This is a genomic window from Limnospira fusiformis SAG 85.79 (genome assembly GCF_012516315.1).
GTDB lineage: Bacteria > Cyanobacteriota > Cyanobacteriia > Cyanobacteriales > Microcoleaceae > Limnospira > Limnospira fusiformis.
In genome coordinates this window covers 3,633,578-3,651,565 of sequence record NZ_CP051185.1, presented here as the reverse complement: position 1 = coordinate 3,651,565, position 17,988 = coordinate 3,633,578, and the positions used below count along the sequence as shown (strand labels likewise).

12 protein-coding genes and 8 pseudogenes are annotated in these 17,988 nt (G+C 45.7%); 8 read left to right on the top strand and 12 right to left on the bottom strand.

Going from position 1 to position 17,988, the window contains the following annotated elements; genetic code table 11:
* Nucleotides 1-1,113: 1,113 nt before the first annotated feature.
* Together minE and minD are read right to left on the bottom strand one after the other, a co-directional pair.
* Entirely contained in the window at nt 1,114-1,398 is a 285-nt protein-coding gene (gene minE / locus HFV01_RS17180) for a cell division topological specificity factor MinE (RefSeq protein WP_006670759.1), read from the bottom strand.
* 148 nt (nt 1,399-1,546) lie between these two features.
* Nucleotides 1,547-2,353 carry a septum site-determining protein MinD gene (gene minD, locus HFV01_RS17175; protein WP_006670760.1) on the bottom strand — a complete coding sequence of 269 codons (807 nt, stop codon included), beginning with the start codon at nt 2,351-2,353 and terminating at the stop codon, nt 1,547-1,549.
* Here minD and HFV01_RS17170 point away from each other — a divergent pair.
* Nucleotides 2,280-2,480 (top strand): hypothetical protein, encoded by a 201-nt coding sequence (locus HFV01_RS17170; protein ID WP_162198535.1) that lies wholly within the window; start codon nt 2,280-2,282, stop codon nt 2,478-2,480. The genes minD and HFV01_RS17170 overlap by 74 nt on opposite strands.
* On the opposite strand, the gene minC is transcribed toward HFV01_RS17170, so the two are convergent.
* The 5 genes from minC to HFV01_RS17145 all read right to left on the bottom strand — a co-directional run bounded on the left by minC (nt 2,461) and on the right by HFV01_RS17145 (nt 9,568).
* A complete protein-coding gene (gene minC / locus HFV01_RS17165) occupies nt 2,461-3,318 on the bottom strand; it encodes a septum site-determining protein MinC (protein ID WP_006620399.1) in 858 nt (285 codons plus the stop codon). The two genes, HFV01_RS17170 and minC, sit on opposite strands and share 20 nt — an antisense overlap.
* Nucleotides 3,319-3,606: 288 nt before the next feature.
* Nucleotides 3,607-5,334: a succinate dehydrogenase/fumarate reductase flavoprotein subunit gene (locus HFV01_RS17160; protein WP_006620398.1), complete on the bottom strand. Its 1,728-nt coding sequence runs from the start codon at nt 5,332-5,334 to the stop codon at nt 3,607-3,609.
* 108 nt (nt 5,335-5,442) lie between these two features.
* The gene (locus HFV01_RS17155) at nt 5,443-5,754 is read right to left on the bottom strand and encodes a hypothetical protein (RefSeq protein ID WP_006620397.1); all 312 of its coding nucleotides are present in this window, start codon (nt 5,752-5,754) and stop codon (nt 5,443-5,445) included.
* Between the two features lie 144 nt (nt 5,755-5,898).
* On the bottom strand, nt 5,899-8,202 hold the full coding sequence (gene pbpC / locus HFV01_RS17150; RefSeq protein WP_187757978.1) for a penicillin-binding protein 1C: 2,304 nt from the start codon (nt 8,200-8,202) through the stop codon (nt 5,899-5,901).
* Between the two features lie 334 nt (nt 8,203-8,536).
* Nucleotides 8,537-9,568: an adenosine deaminase gene (locus HFV01_RS17145; protein ID WP_008049781.1), complete on the bottom strand. Its 1,032-nt coding sequence runs from the start codon at nt 9,566-9,568 to the stop codon at nt 8,537-8,539.
* Nucleotides 9,569-9,726: 158 nt separating this feature from the next.
* On the opposite strand from HFV01_RS17145, the gene HFV01_RS17140 reads away from it, so the two are divergent.
* Nucleotides 9,727-11,043 (top strand): four-carbon acid sugar kinase family protein, encoded by a 1,317-nt coding sequence (locus tag HFV01_RS17140; RefSeq protein ID WP_006620393.1) that lies wholly within the window; start codon nt 9,727-9,729, stop codon nt 11,041-11,043.
* Between the two features lie 8 nt (nt 11,044-11,051).
* Here HFV01_RS17140 and rpaA (HFV01_RS17135) read toward each other — a convergent pair.
* A pseudogene (gene rpaA, locus HFV01_RS17135) lies at nt 11,052-11,513 on the bottom strand (two component system response regulator RpaA); the annotation flags it as partial.
* A 62-nt stretch (nt 11,514-11,575) separates the two neighbouring features.
* Between rpaA (HFV01_RS17135) and HFV01_RS17130 the strand changes: the two are divergent.
* A protein-coding gene (locus HFV01_RS17130; protein ID WP_108614764.1) for an IS630-like element ISAtsp1 family transposase occupies nt 11,576-12,452 on the top strand; the annotation gives its coding sequence in 2 pieces (ribosomal slippage) (nt 11,576-11,905 and nt 11,907-12,452; 876 coding nt in all).
* Nucleotides 12,453-12,470: 18 nt separating this feature from the next.
* Here the strand turns inward: HFV01_RS17130 and rpaA (HFV01_RS17125) are convergent.
* From rpaA (HFV01_RS17125) to HFV01_RS17120, 3 pseudogenes are all read right to left on the bottom strand, one after another.
* Nucleotides 12,471-12,776: pseudogene (gene rpaA / locus HFV01_RS17125) on the bottom strand (two component system response regulator RpaA); the annotation flags it as partial.
* Nucleotides 12,777-13,010: 234 nt separating this feature from the next.
* A pseudogene (locus tag HFV01_RS30875) lies at nt 13,011-13,286 on the bottom strand (IS1 family transposase); the annotation flags it as partial.
* Between the two features lie 19 nt (nt 13,287-13,305).
* Nucleotides 13,306-14,183 (bottom strand): annotated as a pseudogene (locus HFV01_RS17120) (IS630-like element ISAtsp1 family transposase).
* Between the two features lie 50 nt (nt 14,184-14,233).
* Between HFV01_RS17120 and HFV01_RS17115 the strand changes: the two are divergent.
* On the top strand, nt 14,234-14,467 hold the full coding sequence (locus tag HFV01_RS17115) for a hypothetical protein (RefSeq protein WP_035759725.1): 234 nt from the start codon (nt 14,234-14,236) through the stop codon (nt 14,465-14,467).
* 225 nt (nt 14,468-14,692) lie between these two features.
* Here the strand turns inward: HFV01_RS17115 and HFV01_RS17110 are convergent.
* Nucleotides 14,693-15,027: pseudogene (locus HFV01_RS17110) on the bottom strand (antibiotic biosynthesis monooxygenase family protein).
* Between the two features lie 655 nt (nt 15,028-15,682).
* Here HFV01_RS17110 and HFV01_RS30870 point away from each other — a divergent pair.
* The 4 genes and pseudogenes from HFV01_RS30870 to gvpA form a co-directional block, all read left to right on the top strand.
* Nucleotides 15,683-15,835: pseudogene (locus HFV01_RS30870) on the top strand (ISKra4 family transposase); the annotation flags it as partial.
* Nucleotides 15,836-15,898: 63 nt separating this feature from the next.
* Nucleotides 15,899-16,774: pseudogene (locus tag HFV01_RS17105) on the top strand (IS630 family transposase).
* Between the two features lie 17 nt (nt 16,775-16,791).
* Nucleotides 16,792-17,091 (top strand): annotated as a pseudogene (locus tag HFV01_RS17100) (transposase); the annotation flags it as partial.
* Nucleotides 17,092-17,612: 521 nt separating this feature from the next.
* Nucleotides 17,613-17,831: a gas vesicle structural protein GvpA gene (gvpA, locus tag HFV01_RS17095; RefSeq protein ID WP_006616598.1), complete on the top strand. Its 219-nt coding sequence runs from the start codon at nt 17,613-17,615 to the stop codon at nt 17,829-17,831.
* The last annotated feature ends 157 nt before the right edge of the window (nt 17,832-17,988 follow it).

Below are 17,988 nucleotides of genomic sequence, written 5' to 3'. Positions count from 1 at the left end.
CGTTAGGCGGCGACCAACTTGAGATTTTTACGAAAATTTACCAATCCGCCGTAACGCACCAATATTTATTTAGCCAAAAAGGTGCGTTACGTTGGCAATAGAGATGGTTAATTGGAGGCAGAAATTTACCCCCAACTAACGCACCCTACCAAAGACTTACTGAGAAATTTTACTTGATTGTAGGGTGCGTTAGGCGGCGACCAACTTGAGATTTTTACCAAAATTTAGCCATCCGCCGTAACGCACCAATATTGAGCCAAAAAGTGAGTTTCTTTATTGTAGGGTGCGTTAGGCGGCGACCAACTTGAGATTTTTACCAAAATTTAGCAATCCGCCGTAACGCACCAATATTGAGCCAAAAAGTGAGTTTCTTTATTGTAGGGTGCGTTAGGCGGCGACCAACTTGAGATTTTTACGAAAATTTAGCCATCCGCCGTAACGCACCAATATTGAGCCAAAAAGTGAGTTTCTTTATTGTAGCGTTAGGCGGCGACCAACTTGAGATTTTTACCAAAATTTAGCAATCCGCCGTAACGCACCAATATTGAGCCAAAAAGTGAGTTTCTTTATTGTAGGGTGCGTTAGGCGGCGACCAACTTGAGATTTTTACGAAAATTTAGCCATCCGCCGTAACGCACCAATATTGAGCCAAAAAGTGAGTTTCTTTATTGTAGCGTTAGGCGGCGACCAACTTGAGATTTTTACGAAAATTTACCAATCCGCCGTAACGCACCAATATTTAGCCAAAAAGGTGCGTTACGTTGGCAATAGAGATGGTTAATTGGAGGCAGAAATTTACCCCCAACTAACGCTACCAAAGACTCAATGGAAACTTATTTAACTATTTTGTAATGGCAAGCGATCGCTTTGAGAATTAATAATTAATAATTAATAATTGTAGGGTCGGGTTCTGCGAATACCTCTCCTCCCAACGAACTCCCAGAAACCCGGTTTCTCAAAGAAACCCGGTTTCATAATAGGCTAGATGTCTAATGTTGGCAGATAATATACCACTTTTTCCTTAATCTGCTGCACGCGCCGCCGGTTGACTAAAGCCTCCCACTCCGGGTCGGTTTGACAACACAAAAAAGCAGTTCTCCTGGGAGTGCCAGTTTAGGAGTCCGGCGCGACGGTTTTTCTCACTCGTCTGATCGGAAGGTTAGCTATCAAAATAGTCGATCTTTGGTCGCTTTCTAACCCAAATTCTGAGTCATCTGTATCAATTTCCACATACCTAGATACCACCTCCAAAATCTCCCGCCGCATAGCTTCTACAACTTCGGGAGATAAATCAGCGCGATCGTGGGCGAGAACTAATTTTAACCGTTGTTTGACCGCATCACGACTGTTAGGCCTCTTGCGGTTCAAAAATTTGTCGATAAATTCATTAATTTTCATTGCTGTTGCTACATTATCGAACAGTGGATCAAAACCTACACCTGGGCGATAAATACCTCGATGATCCAATACTCCGCACGTCCCTAGTCACCTCTTGAGAAAGCCCCCAGACCCCTACCGCCCCGGCGATGAGTTATTCAAAGGGTTACTACATAATCTTAGACGACAACAGCCTACGCAGTCGCGCAAAAAAACCAGGAGGCGCTGGGTCTAACTCCATAAACGGCACTTTTTCCCCCTCTAGGCGGCGGGCAATATTATTAAAGGCTGTCACCGCCGGAGAAATAGTTTCCGTTAATACCAAAGGTTCACCCTTGTTAGTCGAAACAATTACCTGTTCATCATCGGGAACTACGCCCACCAGTGGAATGGCTAGAATTTCCTCGACATCCTGAACCGACATCATATCATTAGCTTTTACCATCCCCGGTTTAATCCGGTTGATCAGCAGCCGTATCCGCTTGATACCATTCGCCTCCAATAAGCCAATCACACGATCGCCATCTCGCACGGCTGATATTTCCGGTGTCGTTACCACAATAGCCTCACTCGCCGCGGCGATCGCATTTTGGAAACCTTGTTCAATACCCGCCGGACAGTCAATCAAAATATACTCATATTTCGGACTCAACTGGCTGATCAACTCCTTCATTTGTTCCGGCGTTACCGCATCCTTCATCCGATTTTGAGCCGCTGGTAACAATACTAACCGGGGTTGGCGCTTGTCTTTCACTAAAGCCTGTTCCAGACGACACTCCCCTGATAGGACTTCCACCGCCGTATATACAATGCGGTTTTCCAGTCCCAGCAGCAAGTCTAAATTTCTCAAACCAAAGTCAGCATCAATCACCACAACTGAGTGTCCTCGTTGGGCGAGAGCCATGCCAAGATTGGCTGTAGAGGTAGTTTTTCCGACTCCTCCCTTTCCAGAGGTTACAACTATAATGCGACTCATGGGGGTTCTTAGTTGGTTAACAGTTATTAATATTAACGATCGCTACATGGGCAATAAATGCGATCGGATGATAGCAGATTCCCTAGCCATATCCAACAGCAATAGTATTACAGGCTGTCATCACTAGGGGCTTTGCTGATTTGCCAGAGTTTCACTCGCCCCATTTCCGTAGCCCGGCTAATACGGATGCCTTTCGCCGTCATATAAGCTACTTCCGGGTAAAATTCCTCCGGCGGGTTTTCTGGACCCCGCGCCACCTGATCCCCTATGCGGATCAGCATCGGTTCCATTTGCAAGGCCATAATCATGGTTTGCAGGTTTCCGTTAGCCCCAGCATGGACGGTTCCCCGCAAACGACCCCAAATGATTATATCCCCATTAGCAACTATGGAACTACCTGGGTTAACATCTCCCAAAACTACCACCGTCCCCGGATGACGTATTTCTACCCCCGATCGCAAAGTCATCTTTAAGTATAGGGGTTCAGCCTCTACGGTAGTCCTTTCCCTTTCCTTTTGGTTTAAATGGTCGCGATCCGATTCGCGATCGACTGAATATCCCGCCGTCGCCGCCGCTACCGCTGTTTGCGCCCTACCTGTTCTTACCCGCTTTAGCTCTAATTTCGCCGATGTCAGGATATCTCTAATATCCTGCAATTGACGACTATCTAACAGCCTATTTGGGCTGACCAGATGCACTTCTAGCCCCTCTTCCCAGCTATGTTCCTCCCCTGTGATCCGATGTTTCATCACCTGCAACAAATCCCCCCAACTACTACTGTTGGAGTTCTCAGAGCGATCGCCTTCCTCTGGTAAAATCAGCAGTAAATTCTCACCCTCCCGTTTAAACCGGATTTGGGAATTACCATCACTCTGCCCAAATCCCTTTGCCGTTTCTTCGGCGGTTTCTTCGGCGGTTTCTTCGGCGGTTTCTTCGGCGGTTTCTTCTAAGTTTTCTTCAGACATAATAATTGGTTAAGCACATTCTTCACCGGGAACTGTTTACCCGAAATCATCACCAATCACTCACTTTCCACTATCCCATCCCAAATGTCAAGATTTCAGAAACCCGGTTTCTGGGAAGTCAGCTTGTGTTCACAGTGGCGGGTGTATTAATCTTTTCCGTGGGAGGCGAGGTATACCGGAACCCCGTAGGCGATCGCCTTTCCCTGACCGATATCTTGAATTATCAATTAAATTTTCTCCCCTGTAAAAGTCTTCTTTGGTCACAGGGGAGATGATAATTTGAGTGATTTAATACTTGCGTTCCTGGGGTTCAAACATAGTAATAGCCACAGGACGATAAGCCAAATCAATGCCAGCCTGGGAATAGTAAGCAAGAGTATGCTTGAGGAAATTCTGGTCATCGCGGGTAGTATAATCCTCGCGACTGTGAGCGCCCCGACTCTCGCGACGGTTGAGGGCAGAAGTCAAAATCATCTCACCCACAATCATAATATTCCGTAATTCCAAGGCTTCAATAACTTCTGTATTCCACAATTTACCCCGGTCATCCAAATAAATATTTTGGTAACGTTCACGGCATATCTGAAGCTGATTTAAGCCCTCCTGCATGACATCTTCAGTGCGAAAAACTCCACAATGCAAAGTCATAGCATCCTGAAATTCTTGTCGAAGTTGACCAATGCGACAGTCCCCGGACTTATCCAGTAATTCCTGTACCTGATTTTTAGCTTCTTGGAGGTAGTGCGACTCGTTGACATTTGGCAATTTACGGTTTTGTACAAATTGTGCGATCGCCGCCCCCGTCCGCTTCCCATAAACCACACACTCCAACAGAGAATTACTACCCAAACGGTTAGCCCCATGGACAGACACACAAGCCGCCTCACCCGCAGCAAATAACCCATCTACCAAACTATCAGCACTAGCGAGAACCCGACCATCAGTATTAGTGGGAATACCCCCCATAGAATAGTGAACCGTAGGACGCACAGGCATAGGTTCAACCACCGCATCAACCCCCACCAAACGATGGGCTTCTTCCCAACAGAAAGGAATGCGACTCATAATTTTTTCCCGCCCCATGTGTCGCAAGTCCAGATACACAAACGGGCCGCCCGCAGTGCCATCACGATTAATACCCCGTCCGGCACGAATTTCTAACGTAATTGCCCTAGAAGTAATATCACGGGGGGCTAACTCCATTTTACCGGGGGCGTAATTTTTCATAAAGCGATCGCCCTCACTATTAATCAAATAAGCCCCTTCACCGCGTACCGCCTCAGAAATTAACACACCCACCGGATAAAGGCCTGTCGGGTGAAACTGGACAAACTCCATATCCTGTAACGGTATCCCCGCCAAAGCCGACATAGCCAAGCCATCCCCCGTAGAGGCAAAATCATTAGAAGTAGTGTTAAAAGCCCGACCATAGCCACCCGTAGCGAACATCACCGCTTTAGCCCTAGCCACTTGGATAGTACCATCGAGGATATTATACATCACCACACCTTTCGCTTCCCCTTCTTCCAGAATCAGGCGCATTACATACCACTCATCATAGATATGCACACCGTAGCGACGCAGGTTATTAACTAACTCGTGGAGGATAGCGTGTCCAGTTTTATCAGCCGCGTAGCAAGTGCGGCGGTGGGTATGACCTCCAAAAGCCCGTTGGGCGATACGACCGTCCGGGAGGCGCGAAAACAAAACCCCCATGTGTTCCAGGTCAATAATTACATCTGGGGCCTCTTTCGCCAGAATTTCCACAGCGTCTTGGTCTGCTAGGTAGTCTGACCCTTTCACCGTATCAAAGGCGTGGGCTTCCCAGGTATCTTCAGGGTCAACATTATTGAGAGTCGCCGCGATACCTCCTTGGGCTGCTACAGAGTGAGACCTAATGGGGTGCGTTTTAGCTATAACAGCAATATTTAGGCTGGGGTCAGTCCGGGCTATCTCAACGGCCGCGCGACTTCCCGCTAAACCACCACCAACGATAATTACATCATGTTCTAGCATAGTTCTCTAGTTTGTTCGATATTTGCACATATTCCATAGTTAAACAAAAAAAAACCTCCCTGCCAAAAGGCAAGGAAGTCTTTAGGGTTGACTGACTGCTATGGTGTCTTAACTGGTAGCTTGCGCTGGCTGTTCAGATCCCTTAATTTCCTGATCTGTTGCTGTTTCTGAGTTGATGTCTGTGGGCATGACTTCGATATGGTTTAACAAGGTGGTAACGAAGGCAAACAGCAGAAACGGCAGCGATAGCACTACAATCAGTCCTAGCATGGTGAGGGCAAAAATTTGCTGAGAACTACTCCACAAGGCTAGGGAGGAGGCTAGGGCGATGAAAATGACGATCAGCCAAATCATGATTTGACCGTAAATGTCGCCATAGGTAAGGGTACAGTTGATCCGGTATTTCTTTAACTTTTCCATCTCAGTTAATCTCGTGACTTATAAAATTCTAGGCTAAGGCTAAGATGAGGTTTTGGAACATTTCTCAATATTTTCACAAAAGTTGTAATTAAACTTTACATTCCCTCGGCTGGCTTCGGTTTGGGGTCTGTCCCGCAGCCCCTGTCAATCTTCACCTATGGAAAAACCCCGCCGATACGGTTTGACTTCGGCTTCCCTCACTTGAAAATTAATGCGATCGCTCATATTTTCACGGGTGACTACTTTCAGGGTAAAATCTCCGATTTCTGGCTGCCAAAATATTGATTTGCTGGTGGTTGTGGCTATCTTATTATCATTAATAAACCATTGGATTTCTTGATTGTCAACTCCCGCAACTTTCAACTCTAGGGGCGAATCATGACCCGCAGTGACCAGGAAATAATCATTATTTTGAGGTAAAACAATCCTCAGTTTTCCTGAACTTAAATGAGGCGATTCCTGTTGCGATAACCACTCATTATATGCGGCGGGTAACTCCCCCGTCACAGACAGGTTATCATAATCCTTAATATCCTCTGGATAGAAATATTCTAACACAATCCCTGAGCCACAATCATCAGTGGGTTTCCATCCCGTATGGCTACAAATCGGCAATTCAAATAATCCCTCTGGCGGCGGGAAATTATCCGGTTTTTTGTTTCTATGAAGATACATCATAATCTGATTCCATAACGGCGCAGCCCCCATGACACCCGAAATATTTTGCATCGGCTGAGAGTCGAAATTTCCCACCCAAGTTGCGACGGTGTAATCAGTAGTAAATCCCACCGTCCAAGTATCTCGATAATCAGAAGAAGTCCCTGTTTTTACGGCTACCGGAAAGGGTAAATTTAACACGGAATCAACTCCAAAGGCTGTAGCCCTAGCATGGGAGTCCGCCAGCATATTTACAATTAATTCCCAACTGGTGGCTGTGTCTATTTGCATACATTTCTGTTTACACGGGGGCGCAATTTCTGGTATAATTGTAGTCACCAGTGGCGTGAACTTTCCCCGGTTCGCAAAAGTTAAATAAGCCTGGGCTAATTCCCAAAGACTCACCTCGCCACTACCTAAACTTAACCCAAGTCCATAATGTTCCGGTTCTCGGTCAAGGTGGGTAAAACCTAGTTGATGTAAACGTGATAAAAACTCACCTACACCGACTTTTTCTAAAACTCGCACAGCCGGAATATTTAAGGAATTACCTAACGCAATTCGTACCCGCACAGGTCCTAAAAAGGTTTCACTATAATCAACGGGTGCATACAGTTTAGCACCGGGAATAGGGTAATATGTGGGTACGTCTGGGAGTATGGTATTCGGTCGGATAATTCCTTGGGCGATCGCTAATTGATATAAAAATGGTTTCAGGGTTGAACCCGGCTGTCGCCAGGCTTGCACTCCATCATTTGAACCTAAATTTTGCCAGTTAAAATAATCAGGAGAACCTACATACGCTAAAACTTCCCCCGTATGATTATTAATCACTATAGCCGCCCCATGATTAACATTTTGACCCCCTAAAGCCGTCACGACATGACGGACTTGGGTTTCTACAAATTGCTGGAGAGTCCGGTCTAAGGTGGTCTGTATTTTGGGGCTGGTAATTTCTGCCTTTGACAGTTGACTAGCTACCCAAAATAAAAAATGAGGCGCGGCGATAATACCCTGTTCGCGAGGTGCAATTCTCAGAGTTTCTCGATAGGCGCGATCGCTTTTTTCTGGGGTTATATACCCATCTTCTACCATGCGATCTAAAACATATTTTTGCCGCTGTTTCAGTCCCTCCCAATTGAAATAAGGATTTAGATCCGTTGGGTCGTTGGGAAGTCCCGCTAATACACTCGCTTGCGATAAACTTAGGTCAGAAGCACCTATACCAAAATAAGTCCGCGCCGCCGCTTCCACACCATACAGGTTACCACCCATAGGAATACGGTTAATATAAGCTGCTAGAATTTCGTCTCGGTTCATTCCAGCAAATAGTCGCCAAGATAACCAAATTTCTCTGATTTTGTGCGGGAGAGTATTGGGTGAGGGTTCTAACATTCGCGCTAGTTGCATGGTAATAGTAGACGCGCCACTAACTATCTCTCTGGCTTGTATGGCTTCCATGACCGCCCTCACGATCGCTATTATATCTACAGCACCATGTTGATAATATCGCTTATCTTCTGCTGCAATAATGGCTTGGATAAAATACGGGGAAACTTCCTTTAAGGGGACTACAGCCGTATGACTTTGGTCTTGGCTGAGAATTGTTCCTAATGCTAAACCTTGGCGATCGCTAAATTCCATCGATACCGAATTTTGACGGATATCTTTCGCCCTAATTGGTATTGAATAAGGAATGCTTCTAATTAACACCACTAGCAGCAACATCACTGCTACAACTTTCACACACCTACTACGCCGCAGAATAACCACATCTGGCCATTTTAACATTCTCTTTGTCCCCTTCCTTCAACAACTCTATTTATCCATATTCATTCATGCGATCGCCTAATCTTCACCCCGTGTTGATTTATTATTCAATTTTTAAAAAATTGTTCCGACAAATTAGCGCCAACAGGTTGACAAGCACCCAGAACTAATGATATTATCTTGACATACTTTTAAATAATCGACTTTTTGCTTAAATAAAAATTTAACAAATATTCCCATTATTTAAAATGATAGCACAAACTTCACCAAAAAACCACCGCCCCCTCCAGAAAAAATTGTTCGCAACATTTCTTAACTTTTCGTTACAAAAGTTAACATAACCTTCTATAGATAATTAACAGGGGAACCCGCCGCCACAATTACCACAATTATATAGATTATTATCGATGTCGGCTAAATACTTATCTTTTTCGGCTTGACTGAGAAAGGAAGCGATAAAAGAATTTTTCGCCAACTGTATCAGTTGAGAATTAGTGAAATGCAAAGCATCTTGAACAGCGAGATAATTTTCGTTAATATATCCCCCGAAGTAAGCGGGGTCGTCCGAATTAATAGTAACACATAAACCCAACTCAAGCAATTTTTTAATATTATGGAATTTTATGTCAGGAAAGACCCTCAAATTAACATTAGACAAAGGGCAGACAGTTAAGGGGATTTGTTGCTGTACCAAATAAGCAACCAATTCCGGGTCTTCTGTACAGCGGACACCGTGATCAATCCGGGATACCTGTAAGAGATTAATGGCTTCCCAAATATAATCAGCGCCGGCTTCTTCTCCCCCATGGGCGACAGTTAAAAACCCCTCAGATTTGGCTTTATCAAATACCTGTTTAAATTTACTAGGAGGATTGTGCAATTCCGCCGAATCTAAACCGACAGCCATAATGCCATCTTGATAAGGTAAGGCTTGTTCAAGGGTATTCATGGCAGCTTCTGCGCTTAAATCTCGGAGGAAACAAAGAATCAAGTGGGAGGAGATATTTAGATAGGTTTTGGCATCTTGTAGGGCGGAGTGTATCCCCTGGTAGACAACGGAGAAATCAATACCGCGATCGCTATGAGTTTGGGGGTCAAAAAAGATTTCCGTGTGGCGGACATTCTGCTGAACGCATTTTTGTAAATAAGCCCAGGTTAAATCATAAAAATCCTGGTCAGTGCGGAGAACATTAGCGCCCTGATAATATAAATCCAGAAAGGATTGTAAATTGGAGAAATGATAGGATTGTTGCACATCCGCCACTGACGCGAAAGATAAAGATAGATGGTTTCTTTGAGCGAGGTCAAACATCATCTGTGGTTCTAAAGTCCCTTCGATGTGAAGATGTAGTTCGGCTTTGGGAAGACTATAAATCAACTGATTCATCTGGCGATCATCCTACAACCTGTTGACTGTCAATGATAACTGGAAAGCCATTAACAAATTTGTATGGGCTGTAGATTCAAGTTACCATTAATGGTAAGGTGGTCAGAGAGTCCTACGGTCTGACTCAATCTTTCTCTTGTTACTTCCACACTAAAGCAATGGCACCTAAAATTATAGTTCTGGATGATGACCCCACCGGTTCCCAAACGGTTCATAGTTGTCTGTTATTGACACAATGGGACGTAGAAACCTTACGGCTGGGACTTAGTGACCAGTCTCCGATATTCTTTATCTTAACTAATACCAGAGCATTAACCCCAGAAGCAGCAGCCACAGTTACACGAGAAGTTACCCATAATCTGAAAATAGCGATCGCCGCCGAGTCTATCGAAGACTTTTTAGTGGTGAGTCGGTCTGACTCCACCCTACGGGGTCACTACCCCATAGAAACCGATGTGATCGCCGAAGAATTAGGCCCCTTTGACGCTCATTTTTTAGTTCCCGCTTTCTTTGAAGGGGGACGGATAACCAGAGGGGGAACCCACTACCTGAAAATAGACGGCGTTGATACCCCTGTACACCAAACGGAATTTGCTCGCGATTCAGTATTCAGCTACCATTATTCCTACCTACCCGATTATGTAGAGGAAAAGACCCAAGGACGCATTAAAGCCGAAGCTGTGCAACTTTTCACATTGGGGGACATTCGCAACGGGACCCTAGACCGACTGATGCAACTCAGTGATAACCAATGTGTGGGAGTTGACGGGGAAACCCAAAGCGACCTAGACCAATTCGCCTCGGATATCCTAGCCGCCGCCAGTAAGGGAAAACGTTTCTTATTCCGCAGCGCGGCGAGTATCCTCACCTCCCTAGCCTCCCTGGGTCCCCAACCATTACCACCGGAGTCTATGGGGAAATATACCCGAAATAATCAACCGGGAGTGGTGTTGATGGGTTCCCATGTGAAAAAATCTACCCAACAGCTTGAACAGTTATTGAAAGAACCAGATATCGTGGGGGTTGAGGTAGATGTGTCTCACCTGTTAGATGATAGTCCCTCTCTACGTCAAGAGTTACTCAGCCAAATTAGCGATCGCATTGCTCAAATCCATAAACCGGGTCAAACCCCTGTAGTGTACACCTCTCGCCAAGAAATCACCTTTGACAATACTCAAGTCCGGTTAGAATTTGGGGTGGCGGTTTCAGATTTGTTAATGGATATTGTCCGGGGTTTACCAAAAGATATTGGATTTTTGATTAGCAAGGGAGGCATCACCTCCAATGATGTCCTTAGTAAAGGTCTAAGCCTCCCCACCGCGCGACTCTTGGGACAGGTTATGGCTGGTTGTTCAATGGTTAAAACCCCCGCATCACATACCCAATTCCCTAATCTTCCCGTTGTCCTGTTTCCAGGTAATGTGGGTGATGCTAACGGGTTAGTCACTGTCTATCAACGACTCAAAAACCATTGATTGAGGTGCTACACCTGATCAGATACATCAGATAGATCAGTCTCTCCCACCTCTGATGAGTTTTTGCCGTTACCTGCTGGAAGTTCCAAACAGTAACCAGCACCATAAACGGTTTTGATGTAGCGAGGATGACGTGGATCGGGTTCCATTTTGGTGCGTAAATGGCGAATATGAACCCGGATAGTTTCGATATCATCGTCCGGGTCATAGCCCCAAACTTCCTTGAGAATTTCACTGGGGGCTACGGTTTGACCGTGACGTTGTAGCAAACAGTGCAGTAACTCAAATTCTAGGTGAGTTAGTTTGACTGTCTGATCAAACCAGATCGCCTCGAACCTTTCGGGAACTAGGGTAAGAACTCCATAACTGAGGATCTCGCTGTGTTTAGCCGCTTGCGGAATGCGATCGGTGCGTCGCAATAGCGCGCGGACACGAGCCAGCATTTCTTCGAGTTCAAAGGGTTTAGTTATAGCACAAGACAGAATACTTAGGACGTATAATGGAGAGGACGAGATGACTAAGAAGACCAAAAATGCCAGCCCCCTATAGTTACGACCTCAGACAAAAAGTTATTGATGCCATTGAACTAGACGGTATGCCCAAAACAGAAGCCAGTCAAGTTTTCCATGTCAGCAGGAACACCATTAATCTCTGGCTGCAAAGAAAAGCACAGACCGGAGACTTCCTCCCTAAACCTCATCACCGACCTGGCAATAACCACAAAATTACCGACTGGCAGAAATTCAAGGCTTTTGCCCAAGAGCATGGCGACAAAACAGCAGCTCAAATGGCTGAACTTTGGGATGACGACATCTCTCCTCGCACCATATCCAGAGCCTTGAAGAAAATTGGCTTCACCAGAAAAAAAAACTTACGGCTACCAAGAACGTGATGAGCAACAGCGAGAGGAGTTTATGGCTCAGATTGAACAGATGAAGCCGGAAGAAGTGGTCTACCTCGATGAAGCCGGCATGAATAGTCAGGACTCGGATTACCCTTATGGTTACTGCGAGGAAGGAAAACGCTTCCATGCACTCAAATCAGGGAAGAGGCAGGGCAGGGTAAGTATGATAGCCGCATGGTGTCATCAACAACTCTTAGCTCCCTTTAGCTTTGAGGGTTGTTGTAATCGGACAGTGTTTGAGTTGTGGTTGGAGTTCATCTTAATTCCAACATTGAAGCCAGGTCAGACTCTAGTATTGGACAATGCAACGTTTCATAAAGGGGGGCGGATTGCTGAACTGGTGGAGGCAGCTCAATGCCGTTTACTCTATCTACCACCTTATTCGCCAGACCTCAACAAGATAGAGAAATGTTGGTCGTGGCTGAAAGCCCGTATTCGCCACTGCATTGAGCAGTTTGATTCTCTCCATGATGCCATGGATTCCGTTCTCAAAGCTGCGTCCTAACCACCTTGACTAATGCTATAAATAATCATCAGCCCCTGCGTTAAAGCCTTCGACTTTATCTTGGGTTTGTCCCAAGGCTGTCAACATCAAAACCGGGATATCTCCGGTGCGTTCATCTCGGCGTAGACGCTGACAGACGGTGAACCCATCGACTTTGGGCAGCATTAGGTCTAAAATAATCAGGTCGGGCAGTAGTTGCAGCGCTAGTGCTTGTCCTACTATACCATCAGGGGCTAGGGTGACTTCATAACCAGCCATCTCTAGGTTAATCGCCACCAGCTCTGCGATCGCGGGATCATCATCAATCACTAAAATTCGGGGCATTGTCCAAAACTCTGTCTAAAGGTTTTCAGCTTTAACCGCCTATAGGGACTAATCCTTCCCTTCCAGGGAGGCTATGCGAACAGCAAAACTGCCTATATATTCTACCATATATGGGTATTTCACACCTCCCGCTTGAGTTTGATTGACTAGGGCCAGCCCTAAACACTATAAATGCTAAAAAACGTACAGAAATTTGATGTGAACTGCTAGTTTATTATTGATGGTACTGGTCACTTAAGGTGGCAAGTCTCGAAAGCTCCTCAGAGAAAGCATTGGGCCAACACTCACCGCTCGTGAGGCGAAACCGAGCGCCATGGCAGGAGTCTCCCAACTCGACCATCGCGGTCTAACCAAATTATGGATTAAACGCTGTACCGAGAGTGCTCGATCGAGTCCTGATGGCGTTTTGGCGTAGAGATTTTGTCGGCGCCGAAAGGCACTACAACGACGACGTCAGGCAGCATTGTGTGCTTCACAGTGGTTGCCATGGACTTCGCTCTCGGCACTGATATAGCACTAGTCAATGCGGTTAGGACGCAGCCTTGAGAACGGAATCCATGGCATCATGGAGAGAATCAAACTGCTCACGTGCAGTTGCGAATACGGGCTTTCAGCCACGACCAACATTTCTCTATCTTGTTGAGGTCTGGCGAATAAGGCGGAAGATAGAGTAAACGGCATTGAGCTGCCTCCACCAGTTCAGCAATCCGTCCCCCTTTATGAAACGTTGCATTGTCCAATACTAGAGTCTGACCTGGCTTCAATGTTGGAATTAAGATGAACTCCAACCACAACTCAAACACTGTCCGATGACAACAACCCTCAAAGCTAAAGGGAGCTAAGAGTTGTTGATGACACCATGCGGCTATCATACTTACCCTGCCCTGCCTCTTCCCTGATTTGAGTGCATGGAAGCGTTTTCCTTCCTCGCAGTAACCATAAGGGTAATCCGAGTCCTGACTATTCATGCCGGCTTCATCGAGGTAGACCACTTCTTCCGGCTCCATCTGTTCAATCTGAGCCATAAACTCCTCTCGCTGTTGCTCATCACGTTCTTGGTAGCCGTAAGTTTTTTTTTCTGGTGAAGCCAATTTTCTTCAAGGCTCTGGATATGGTGCGAGGAGAGATGTCGTCATCCCAAAGTTCAGCCATTTGAGCTGCTGTTTTGTGGCCATGCTCTTGGGCAAAAGCCTTGAATTTTTGCCAGTCGGTAATTTTGTGGTTATTGCCAGGTCGGTGATGAGGTTTAGGGAGGAAGTCTCCGGTCTGTGCTTTTCTTTGCAGCCAGAGATTAATGGTGTTCCTGCTGACATGGAAAACTTGACTGGCTTCTGTTTTGGGCATACCGTCTAGTTCAATGGCATCAATAACTTTTTGTCTGAGGTCGTAACTATAGGGGGCTGGCATTTTTGGTCTTCTTAGTCATCTCGTCCTCTCCATTATACGTCCTAACTTTCCTGTCTGGTGCTATATTACCTGAGATAGTCAAACTGGGAACTGATGGCATTACCGTTTTTTTAGTCTGGCAGTTAATGAAGCAAAATCAGAAACTGATATCAGAGGTTAACTCCAGAGACAACGAATTAATGAAGCTGATTTACACAATCCTAAATCAATATAGGCAGTACCCAACAGGATTAAGCGATCGCACTAGCCGAATTAACCATCCTAGGGAAAAAGCCAAGGAGTAATTAATCAGACTGACCCAATGGAGGACAACCTACTGGGAAGATGGACAAAATAAGTACAAATTCCCAGCTAGGGCAAAAAAGCGATCGCATTAAGTCCCTTGACACCAATCTGGACTTCTACAATTCCAAGACAACGGTAAACGCTTCTGTTTAACTCAACTCGACCAGGGTGATGATTAATCAAGGTTCATTATCTGCTTTTGAGTTACCAGCCCCAAGTTTTGATTAAACTAGAGATTCGGCGGCGGCACGAATTTCGCTGCGAACTTCGTAGAATGAAGTAGTCGGGGCTTTGGCGAATAGGGGTGTCATTTGATCTAGCAAAGCCTGATATGCTTCACTTTGATTGGCTTCCATGTCTTGGATATTTTCCCAGAAGATAATGGCAATACCACGATCAGTTCCCGGTTCCTGTAGCAAATAAGACCCTTTGAACCCGGTACTGTAGGTTGAAACTGCTTGTTCAAACAGTTCCAGGCTTCTTCAAATTTACCAGGCTTAAACTCCCCGATCGCAATATAGGCGTGTTTGTGTTTCAGAAAATCAAAAAATTCGGACATAACTAACCACCGGTTATGAGTTGAGAACATTGGACTCCTGGTGCTAGACCAACCGATACATTTTGGCTAACCAACATTCACAAATGCCAGATGCTGAGGTACTTTACGCGCTCTATAGGAAACAAGTCTTGACACCCCCTCTTTTCCGCCACACGGAGAGGAACTGAGCCCAAAACCCATATTAACCCATATAGGTCAATTTTTATCAATTATTCGCTGTTAATTTCCCCTTAATTATCTATACAGCCTTTACCCAAAACACAAAGTACAGTATAATGTATGGGTAGAGTCGAGAATGGAGTCGCCCCCATCCCCTCCCTTTCCCAACCGTACTTGAGACTTTCGCCTCATACGGCTCCTGATGTGGTTGCCCAATTGTTATTGGTATAGTGTTGATTTCACCGCTTGGTCCTTCTTCGTTCAGAGCTATATGCACCACGTAGTCTTTCAACTCGCTCTCGCCGTAAAACTCCTACTTATTGCCGGATTTACATCTACACCGTGGCACGTCTGGTAGGGGTCGAGAATGGAGTCGCCTCCATCCCCTCCCATTCAAAGGGTGCATCTCAGTTAAGAAATGAGTAATTGTACTTAGTGCAACCTTCACCCACAGCCCTACATAATGAGCGAAGCACCACTCACCCTCCCTCTACTCATGGATTCTCAGAAACCAGCTCAACTCCAGCAACACCTTGACGCGATTGCGGCCATTCTCTACAGCGAAGCTAACCCTACTGAACTGACCACCCTTGAAGCCAATGAGAAGAGTGTTCGTGCTCTTACTCAAGAACACGTCTTGCCTCAACTATAGCATAAGACAGGAAAGTTAGGACGTATAATGGAGAGGACGAGATGACTAAGAAGACCAAAAATGCCAGCCCCCTACAGTTACGACCTTAGACAAAAAGTTATCAATGCAATTGAACTATACGGTATGTCCAAAACCAAAGCCAGTCAATTTTTCCATCTCAGCCGGAACACTATCAATCTCTGGCTCCAAAGAAAAGAACACACCGGAGACTTCCTCCCTAAACCTAATCGCCCACCTGGTCATAACCACAAAATTACCGACTGGCACAAATTCAAGGCTTTTGCCTAAGAGCATGGCCACAAAACCTCCGCTCAAATGGCTGAACTTTGGGATGACGACATCTCTCCTCGCACCATATCCAGAGCCTTGAAGAAAATTGGCTTCACCAGAAAAAAAACTTACGGCTACCAAGAACGTTGGAAGCAACAGCGAGAGGAGTTGATTGCTCAGATTGAACAGATGGAGCCGGAAGGGTTGGTTTACCTCGATGAAGCTGGCATGAATAGTCAAGACTCGGATTATCCTTATGGTTACTGCGAGGAAGGACAACGCTTCCATGCCCTCAAATCAGGGAAGAGGCAGGGCAGGGTGAGCTATATGGCCCCATGGTGTGATCAACAACTCTTAGCCCCCTTTAGCTTTGAGGGTTGTTGTAATCGGACAGTGTTTGAGTTGTGGTTGGAGTTCATCTTAATTCCAACACTGAAGCCAGGTCAGACTCTAGTGCTAGACAATGCAACGTTTCATAAAGGGGGGCGGATTGCTGAACTGGTGGAGGCAGCTCAATGCCGTTTACTCTATCTTCCGCCTTATTCGCCAGACCTCAACAAGATAGAGAAATGTTGGTCGTGGCTGAAAGCCCGTATTCGCCACGGTATTGAGCAGTTTGATTCTCTCCATGATGCCATGGATTCCGTTCTCCAATCTGCGTCCTAACCACCTTGACTAATGCTATAGGTCCAAATCAACACATTATGTTAGTGGTTGACCAAGCCGGATGGCATATCAGTAAGAATCTGAAAGTACCCGAAGGACTGCATTTAATGTTTCTACCGTCCCATTCCCCGGAACTGCAACCGGCGGAAAGACTGTGGCCTCTGGTAGATGAACCCATTGCCAATCGCTCATTTGAGAATCTTGAGCAGCTAGAGGAACTCTTGTGTGCTAGCTGCCGAAGTTTGTGGGAACAGCGCGAATTAATTCGAGGCTTGATGAGTTTTCATTGGTGGCCTCAAATCGAGACTTCACTATAATTGATTATCCGGACTTGATATGACGCACCCTACGAGCCGTGTGAGGTGAAAGTCTCAAGCACGGTTTTGAAGGGGAGGGGGAGAAGGTGACTTCTCTCTCGACCCCTAATAATTATTACCAAAATGCTTGACATTATACCCAAGTACTGATAGACTCCAAACCGTTGTCGTAGGATGATGCCCCATAGCTGTTTAAGGGTGGACGTGAAGTACATAGCCTGTATATCTTGGTTTTAAAAAGGCGATTTGTACGTGACAATAGTCCTCTTTGAACAGAATGTTGGAGGCTTTGAGAGATACCTTCACCAATGGCATGATTGCCTCGCTATTGATTGTATCATACTCAGAAGCTTCGGGCTATTGCCACATTCTTGACGGTTAAATCTGTCTGGATTCTGTATGACGGAGGATAACAGGACTTCCCTGGTAGCCTGGTCAACAGTAATACTAGCAACAATCTACCATCACAGCCTGGCTGGACGGTGGGGGTGTCAATATGAAAATTAAGAGGTAATTGACTCATGGCAGTTGAAAAAGTAAACTCATCTTCGAGCTTGGCTGAGGTTATTGATCGTATCCTAGATAAAGGGATTGTAATTGATGCCTGGGTTCGTGTTTCCTTAGTGGGCATAGAACTGTTATCGGTAGAAGCAAGGGTTGTGATTGCATCTGTGGAAACTTACCTCAAATATGCAGAAGCTGTGGGTCTAACGGCTCAAGCTGCTGTTCCTTCTGTATAAAGGGTTTCACAGTTAACTAGCGGTCGGACATCTGATTCTGTCTTCTGATTAAGTCCATCTAGCTACAGCCTGAATCTGAGTCGGAAAGCCAATGCCTGAGTTTCAGGGGGCTATATGATTCTCTAGGGAAGACCCTAAAGTAAGGCTGACAGGAAAG

Excerpts from the sequence above, each read along its gene's own strand:
- minE (WP_006670759.1), bottom strand. The coding sequence starts at position 1,398 with ATGAAAATTAATGAATTTATCGACAAATTTTTGAACCGCAAGAGGCCT.
- HFV01_RS17170 (WP_162198535.1), top strand. The coding sequence starts at position 2,280 with ATGCCAAGATTGGCTGTAGAGGTAGTTTTTCCGACTCCTCCCTTTCCA.
- minD (WP_006670760.1), bottom strand. The coding sequence starts at position 2,353 with ATGAGTCGCATTATAGTTGTAACCTCTGGAAAGGGAGGAGTCGGAAAA.
- minC (WP_006620399.1), bottom strand. The coding sequence starts at position 3,318 with ATGTCTGAAGAAAACTTAGAAGAAACCGCCGAAGAAACCGCCGAAGAA.
- HFV01_RS17160 (WP_006620398.1), bottom strand. The coding sequence starts at position 5,334 with ATGCTAGAACATGATGTAATTATCGTTGGTGGTGGTTTAGCGGGAAGT.
- HFV01_RS17155 (WP_006620397.1), bottom strand. The coding sequence starts at position 5,754 with ATGGAAAAGTTAAAGAAATACCGGATCAACTGTACCCTTACCTATGGC.
- pbpC (WP_187757978.1), bottom strand. The coding sequence starts at position 8,202 with ATGTTAAAATGGCCAGATGTGGTTATTCTGCGGCGTAGTAGGTGTGTG.
- HFV01_RS17145 (WP_008049781.1), bottom strand. The coding sequence starts at position 9,568 with ATGAATCAGTTGATTTATAGTCTTCCCAAAGCCGAACTACATCTTCAC.
- HFV01_RS17140 (WP_006620393.1), top strand. The coding sequence starts at position 9,727 with ATGGCACCTAAAATTATAGTTCTGGATGATGACCCCACCGGTTCCCAA.
- gvpA (WP_006616598.1), top strand. The coding sequence starts at position 17,613 with ATGGCAGTTGAAAAAGTAAACTCATCTTCGAGCTTGGCTGAGGTTATT.